We start from the raw sequence: 6,196 nt of genomic DNA, 5'->3' as shown, positions 1-6,196 counted from the left end.
GTATACAGTTTAGCTTTTCTCTGTTCAACCAATAATAAACGGTGGTTTAGCTTTAGGACAGAACTGAAAATAGATGCGCGGTGTTTTTTCACTCCGAGCGGCTGAATATGTAACCGTTTCACATCATAAAATAAACAACATCGCTCACAGGCTGTAAAAAAGACATCATAATTCATGGCGTTAATCGTGCAATTCTGGTCTATTTAAACAGTGAAACGGTTGCAACCTGGAAAGGGTAAAGGATATTGCAGATGAAGTCAGGCCGCTATATTGGTGTTATGTCTGGCACCAGTCTGGATGGGATCGACGTGGTGCTTGCCGCTATCGATGAACGTATGGTGGCGCAACAGGCAAGTTATAGCCACCCAATGCCGATCCAACTGAAAAAAGAGATTCTGGGGATGTGCCAAGGGCAGCAGACCACGCTTTCTGCCGTAGGACGATTGGATGCGCAGTTGGGCACGCTGTTCGGTGAGGCGGTGCTGGGGCTGTTAAAACAGACCGGTATTCCGGCCCATGAAATCACCGCTATTGGCTGTCATGGCCAAACGGTGTGGCATGAGCCGGAGGGCGAGACGCGCTTTTCGATGCAGCTTGGGGACAATAACCGGGTGGCAGCATTGACCAATATCACCACCGTGGGGGATTTTCGCCGCCGTGATATGGCCTATGGTGGCCAAGGGGCGCCCTTGGTTCCTGCGTTTCATCAGGCTTTGTTGGCACACCCGAGCGAGCGCCGTATGGTGCTGAATATTGGCGGCATCGCCAACCTGTCACTGTTACTGCCCGGCGCACCGGTACGTGGTTTTGATACCGGCCCGGGGAATATGTTGCTGGATGCGTGGATATGGCGCCACCGCTCGAAACCCTACGATAAAGACGGTCTTTGGGCGATGGAAGGGCGCGTTTGCTTACCGCTATTGCAGCAGATGTTGGCCGATCCTTATTTCGCCTTACCGGCACCGAAAAGCACCGGTCGAGAATATTTCAATATCAGCTGGCTGGAAAAACAGCTGGCGACGTTGCCAGGGTTAACGCCAGTGGATGTGATGAGCACGCTGGTGGAACTGACCGCCACCACCATTAGCGAGCAGGTGATGCTGGCTGGGGGCTGTGAGCGGCTGCTGGTCTGCGGTGGTGGTGCCCGTAATCCATTACTGATGGCGCGAATGTCCGCTTTACTGCCGGGTACCGAGGTGGCTACCACCGATCACTTTGGCGTCAGTGGAGATGATATGGAGGCTTTGGCCTTTGCCTGGCTGGCATTCCGCACTATTTCTGGTCAGCCGGGTAATCTGCCTTCGGTTACCGGGGCCAGTTGTGAAACTCTGCTGGGTGGGATTTATCCGGTTTTGCCGTTGGGCCACCGCTAGCTCTGTTAGGATAAAGAAAAGGTTAATATCTTAAGGAGCAACCGATGAAAAAAATAGCGATGGTAGCTGGAGTTCTCGTGTTGGCGGGGTGTAGTTATGTGATCTCGCAAAAGAGTGAAACGCTGCACTATCAATGTGGAACGACGCCACTCACCGTAGAACTCAATGGTGAAGAGAGTACGGTCAGCTTCCTGATGGACGGTGAACAGTTGAAGCTGAAGCAGGTGCTGGCGGCGTCCGGTGCCAAATACAGCGACGGTAAATACACCTTCTGGTCGAAAGGGCAAAGCGCCTTTGTCGAGCGCAATGATAAAGTGATCATGAGCGACTGCGTGCTGGCTCAATAAACCTACCCTGAGGCAGCAGAATGATTGAGATCCTGCTGCTTCAGGCGCAGAATATGACAACGAATTTACCGCTTGGTTGCTATTCCAGATGACTGATAATAATGAGTTTGATGTGGCGGATCTGCGCCGTGAATATACCCGTGGCGGGCTGCGCCGTAACGATCTGACCGCCAACCCCCTGGATTTGTTCGAGCGCTGGCTCAAACAGGCTTGTGAAGCTCGTCTGGCCGATCCTACCGCGATGTGCGTCGCTACCGTAGATGAGCAGGGGCAACCTTTCCAGCGCATCGTGCTGCTCAAGCACTTTGATGATAAGGGCCTGGTATTTTATACCAACCTTGGCAGCCGCAAAGCGCAACAGCTGGCACAAAACCCGCATATCAGCCTGCTGTTCCCGTGGCATATGCTGGATCGTCAGGTGATCTTCCTCGGCAAGGCCGAGCGGCTATCGACGCTGGAAGTGATGAAGTATTTCAATAGTCGGCCCAAAGATAGCCAGATCGGCGCTTGGGTGTCGCAACAGTCAACGCGCATTTCCGCTCGTGGCATCCTGGAAAGCAAATTCCTCGAACTGAAGCAAAAGTTCCAGCAAGGCGAGGTGCCATTGCCCAGTTTCTGGGGCGGTTTCCGCGTTAAATTTGACTCCGTCGAGTTCTGGCAAGGGGGGGCGCACCGGTTGCACGACCGTTTCCTGTATCAACGCGAGGAAAATGACTGGAAAATTGACCGACTGGCACCCTGATAGACGGAAAATCCCCCTTAAGCGCTGGCACTGATGCCGCTGGCGCTTTATTCTATGCGCTACCCCGATTTTATGATTTTCGCCAATGGGCGAAGGCCGTGTACCGGCAAAGGTGCATTCGTTTATACATGGAGAAATTGATGGCTAGCATCAACCTGATTCAACAACTGCAAGAGCGGGGCCTGGTGGCTCAAGTGACGGACGAGGAAGCGTTAGCAGAGCGACTGGCGCAGGGGCCAATTGCACTGTATTGCGGCTTCGATCCGACCGCTGACAGCTTGCATTTGGGCCATCTGGTGCCTCTGCTGTGCCTGAAGCGTTTCCAACTGGCCGGCCACACGCCGGTAGCGTTGGTAGGTGGCGCGACCGGTATGATCGGCGACCCGAGCTTTAAAGCCGCCGAACGCAAACTCAACACCACGGAAACGGTCAACGAATGGGTCGAGAAAATCCGCAAGCAGGTTTCTCCGTTCCTCGATTTCGACTGTGGCAGCAACAGCGCCATTGCGGCCAACAACTACGATTGGTTTGGCGGCATGAACGTGCTGACCTTCCTGCGTGACATCGGTAAACACTTCTCGGTTAACCAGATGATCAACAAGGAAGCGGTCAAGCAGCGCCTGAACCGTGATGATTCCGGGATCTCCTTCACCGAGTTTTCCTACAACCTGCTGCAAGGGTTCGACTTCTCCGAGCTGTATAACCGCCATCAGGTGGAACTGCAGATCGGGGGGTCAGACCAGTGGGGCAACATCACCTCAGGTATCGACCTGACTCGCCGCATGCACCAGAAACAGGTGTTCGGCCTGACGGTGCCGTTGATCACCAAGGCAGACGGTACCAAATTTGGTAAAACCGAAGGCGGCGCGGTATGGCTGGCTCCGGAAAAAACCAGCCCGTACAAATTCTACCAGTTCTGGATCAACACCGCGGATGCGGACGTTTATCGCTTCCTGAAGTTCTTCACCTTCCTGAGCATTGAAGAGATTAATGCGCTGGAAGAAGAAGACAAGAACAGCGGTAAAGCACCGCGTGCCCAGTATGTGCTGGCACAAGAAGTCACCGGCATGGTGCACGGTGCAGAAGGATTGGCCGCGGCGAAACGTATCACCCAGAGCCTGTTCTCTGGCGCACTGCACGAAATGACCGAGGCGGACTTTGCGCAGTTGGCTCAGGATGGCATGCCAACCATCAAACTGGAGAACGATGCGGATCTGCAGCAGGCACTGGTTAATGCAGAGTTGGTCCCTTCACGCGGGCAGGCTCGCACCATGATTGGTTCCAACGCGGTAACCATCAACGGTGAGAAGCAGTCCAATCCTGAATATCTGTTCACCGATAGCGATCGCCTGTTTGGCCGTTACACGCTGCTGCGTCGCGGCAAAAAGCATTACTGCCTGGTTGACTGGAAGTAATCTGTTTTGATGCTGACAAGGGGCCCAGTGTGGCCCCTTTGTTTTATTCTCGCTTTATAGGCCTTCAGCACTCAACGTGGCTGCCACCGCCGGGCGAGCCGCTACGCGGTCGAAATAAGCCGTCAGATGCGCGTGTTTTTTGAGATCAAACTGTAACGCCTGCGCCCAACGCAACACGGTGAACAGATACGCGTCCGCCACGCTGAAACGCTGGCCCAACAGGTAATGCTGTTTCTCCAGCACCGAGTCCAGATAGCTGAACTGGCTGGCCAGTTTGTCGCGAACAATGGCTTTGTATTCGTCTGGCGTCTTCGGGTTAAACAGCGGGCTGAAGCCTTTGTGCAGCTCGGTTGCCACGTAGTTCAGCCATTCGATCGCATGATAGCGAGAAAGCGTGCCCGCAGCCGGGATCAGGTTACGATCCGGTACGCGATCTGCCAGGTATTGCACAATCGCCACGCCTTCGGTCAGCAGGCTGCCATCGTCAAGTACCAACGCTGGGACTTGTCCCTTCGGGTTGATTGCCAGATAGTCGGCACCACTTTCGGTTTTCTTGTGTACTAAATCGACTTTCTCTGCGGTGAAATCCAACCCGGCCTCACGTAATACGATGTGAGGAGACAGGGAACAGGCGCCGGCTTTATAGAACAGTTTCATCGAAAACTCCTTGATGGTGATGAAGGACAGGCAGGTTTAACTTCCCATCCTAGTCCTAGGCCAGAATAATTACAGCGGTTTTGCCAACAATATTTTATTACTCCACCAGAGTGAGCTGTGGCATCTGCGCCAGTAAATCGGCGATCTGCTGCTGCAATGCCTGCGGCGCGGTTTGCATTGGGGAACGGAGCTCGTTTTTTATCAGCCCCTGCTGCGACAGGGCTGCTTTAACCGGGCCTGGGTTCGGATAGCTGAACATCTGATGGATCATCGGCAGCAGGGTATAGAAATTGCTGCGTGCGGCGGCCAGATCGCCTTGCAGGACTTGTTCAACCAGAGCAACAAAGCGTTCCGGGTGCAGGTGTGCCGCAGCGGAAATCGCGCCACTTCCTCCCAAACATAGCGTGGTCAGGATCAGATGGTCTTCGCCGGTCAGCACGTCGATCTCGCCGTCCTGGATCAGCGACATGGTGGCCTCGGGGCAGCCGCCACAATCTTTGATCGCCTTGATTTGCGGGTGGCGGGTGAGTTGCCGCAGCGTTGCCAGCTCAAAGGTTGCTCCGGTGCGATAAGGCACGTTATATAAAATCACCGGCACGTGAGAGGCATCGGCAAGTCGGGTAAAATACTCCACCAGGCCCGCCTGTGAAGGGCGAATGTAGTACGGGGCGGGGATCAGGACTCCGGCGATATCGCGCTGATTGATGGCCTGCTGCATCTGCAGGGTGCTAACCATGTTATTACCGGAAAGCCCCATGACCACCTGGCGAGCTGGCACCACCTCGAGGACGGCATCCAGCACCGCCAACTGTTCTTCTTTACTCAGGGCTGAGGCTTCGCCGGTTGAACCGCAGACCACTACGCCAGCGACGCCTTTGGCGATCAAATGCTGTGCCAGCCTTTTCACGGCCGGGAAATCAACGTCGTCATCATTGAATGGGGTAACCAGTGCTACCCAAATACCGGAAAATGAAGCCATGTAAAACTCCTGCTGCGTGACCGACTAGGAGTCAGATGAGAAAACCAGAGAGGAGTATCGCGTTGCACACCATCCAGTCAGCTCATCTGACGGGACAGCGCGCCCCGGTCAAATGAGCGGCTGTTTCTTCGAAGTAAGCGCCAAAGTTTCACCCACGGTCAACGCGGTTTGCTGCGGTGTTGCCTGTTGGATGAAAGGGGACATGGCGATCTCGTAACCAGTGAATGTCACCCGATAGTGGACAGCTCAGGGCGGGGTGTCAACGGATAACTAGATGATAATAGGGATATTAATAATAGCAGGGCGCAGATGAATCTGGCTTATCAAACAGAGACCCCGCCGCAGCGGGGTCAGTGATCAACGATGTGGGCGCGTACTGATGGAGGCCGTCCAACTGAAGGTGGCACCTGTCGGCTGTGCCCGGTTGGCTTTGCGTTCTGCGCGGGCCGCTTTGGCAATCTTTTCACGTGCGGCCATAATGCGGTCGATGGCTTCGTCTTTGATTCTATTATGTTCGGAGTTGGTCAACTGGCGCTCGAGGTTTTTGCTTGCTCTGTCCAGATCGGTCTTTACTTCACGTTGTTCGCTTTCTGTCATCTCTTTCAGCGTTAGTCTCTTCATTTTGGCAACCTGTGTTGTGAAGTTGACTTTCAGTGTACAGCATTTATGGCAAAGATATTGTT

Annotated in this window: 7 protein-coding genes; 4 read left to right on the top strand and 3 right to left on the bottom strand. The window is 54.2% G+C overall.

The window, feature by feature from the left end; all coding sequences use genetic code 11:
- Nucleotides 1–251: 251 nt before the first annotated feature.
- From anmK to tyrS, 4 genes are all read left to right on the top strand, one after another.
- Nucleotides 252–1,373, top strand: coding sequence for an anhydro-N-acetylmuramic acid kinase (gene anmK / locus ACLQ7H_RS10320; RefSeq protein WP_411752577.1), 1,122 nt, complete (start codon nucleotides 252–254; stop codon nucleotides 1,371–1,373).
- Between the two features lie 44 nt (nucleotides 1,374–1,417).
- Nucleotides 1,418–1,720 carry an MliC family protein gene (locus ACLQ7H_RS10315; protein WP_411752576.1) on the top strand — a complete coding sequence of 101 codons (303 nt, stop codon included), beginning with the start codon at nucleotides 1,418–1,420 and terminating at the stop codon, nucleotides 1,718–1,720.
- 88 nt (nucleotides 1,721–1,808) lie between these two features.
- Entirely contained in the window at nucleotides 1,809–2,462 is a 654-nt protein-coding gene (gene pdxH / locus ACLQ7H_RS10310) for a pyridoxamine 5'-phosphate oxidase (RefSeq protein ID WP_411752575.1), read from the top strand.
- 140 nt (nucleotides 2,463–2,602) lie between these two features.
- Complete coding sequence (gene tyrS, locus ACLQ7H_RS10305; protein ID WP_411752574.1) at nucleotides 2,603–3,877, top strand: tyrosine--tRNA ligase; 1,275 nt, start codon at nucleotides 2,603–2,605, stop codon at nucleotides 3,875–3,877.
- 54 nt (nucleotides 3,878–3,931) lie between these two features.
- On the opposite strand, the gene gstA is transcribed toward tyrS, so the two are convergent.
- The 3 genes from gstA to ACLQ7H_RS10290 all read right to left on the bottom strand — a co-directional run bounded on the left by gstA (nucleotide 3,932) and on the right by ACLQ7H_RS10290 (nucleotide 6,134).
- A complete protein-coding gene (gene gstA / locus ACLQ7H_RS10300) occupies nucleotides 3,932–4,534 on the bottom strand; it encodes a glutathione transferase GstA (protein ID WP_411752573.1) in 603 nt (200 codons plus the stop codon).
- A 97-nt stretch (nucleotides 4,535–4,631) separates the two neighbouring features.
- Complete coding sequence (dapA, locus tag ACLQ7H_RS10295) at nucleotides 4,632–5,513, bottom strand: 4-hydroxy-tetrahydrodipicolinate synthase (RefSeq protein WP_411752572.1); 882 nt, start codon at nucleotides 5,511–5,513, stop codon at nucleotides 4,632–4,634.
- Between the two features lie 357 nt (nucleotides 5,514–5,870).
- A complete protein-coding gene (locus tag ACLQ7H_RS10290; RefSeq protein WP_411752571.1) occupies nucleotides 5,871–6,134 on the bottom strand; it encodes a DUF3811 domain-containing protein in 264 nt (87 codons plus the stop codon).
- Nucleotides 6,135–6,196 lie beyond the last annotated feature (62 nt).

Source organism: Serratia sp. (in: enterobacteria) (assembly GCF_046715635.1).
Taxonomy (GTDB): Bacteria; Pseudomonadota; Gammaproteobacteria; order Enterobacterales; family Enterobacteriaceae; genus Chania.
This window is presented reverse-complemented; position numbering and strand designations above follow the sequence as displayed.

Coding starts and splice junctions, on each gene's coding strand:
- anmK (WP_411752577.1), top strand. CDS start 252: ATGAAGTCAGGCCGCTATATTGGTGTTATGTCTGGCACCAGTCTGGAT.
- ACLQ7H_RS10315 (WP_411752576.1), top strand. CDS start 1,418: ATGAAAAAAATAGCGATGGTAGCTGGAGTTCTCGTGTTGGCGGGGTGT.
- pdxH (WP_411752575.1), top strand. CDS start 1,809: ATGACTGATAATAATGAGTTTGATGTGGCGGATCTGCGCCGTGAATAT.
- tyrS (WP_411752574.1), top strand. CDS start 2,603: ATGGCTAGCATCAACCTGATTCAACAACTGCAAGAGCGGGGCCTGGTG.
- gstA (WP_411752573.1), bottom strand. CDS start 4,534: ATGAAACTGTTCTATAAAGCCGGCGCCTGTTCCCTGTCTCCTCACATC.
- dapA (WP_411752572.1), bottom strand. CDS start 5,513: ATGGCTTCATTTTCCGGTATTTGGGTAGCACTGGTTACCCCATTCAAT.
- ACLQ7H_RS10290 (WP_411752571.1), bottom strand. CDS start 6,134: ATGAAGAGACTAACGCTGAAAGAGATGACAGAAAGCGAACAACGTGAA.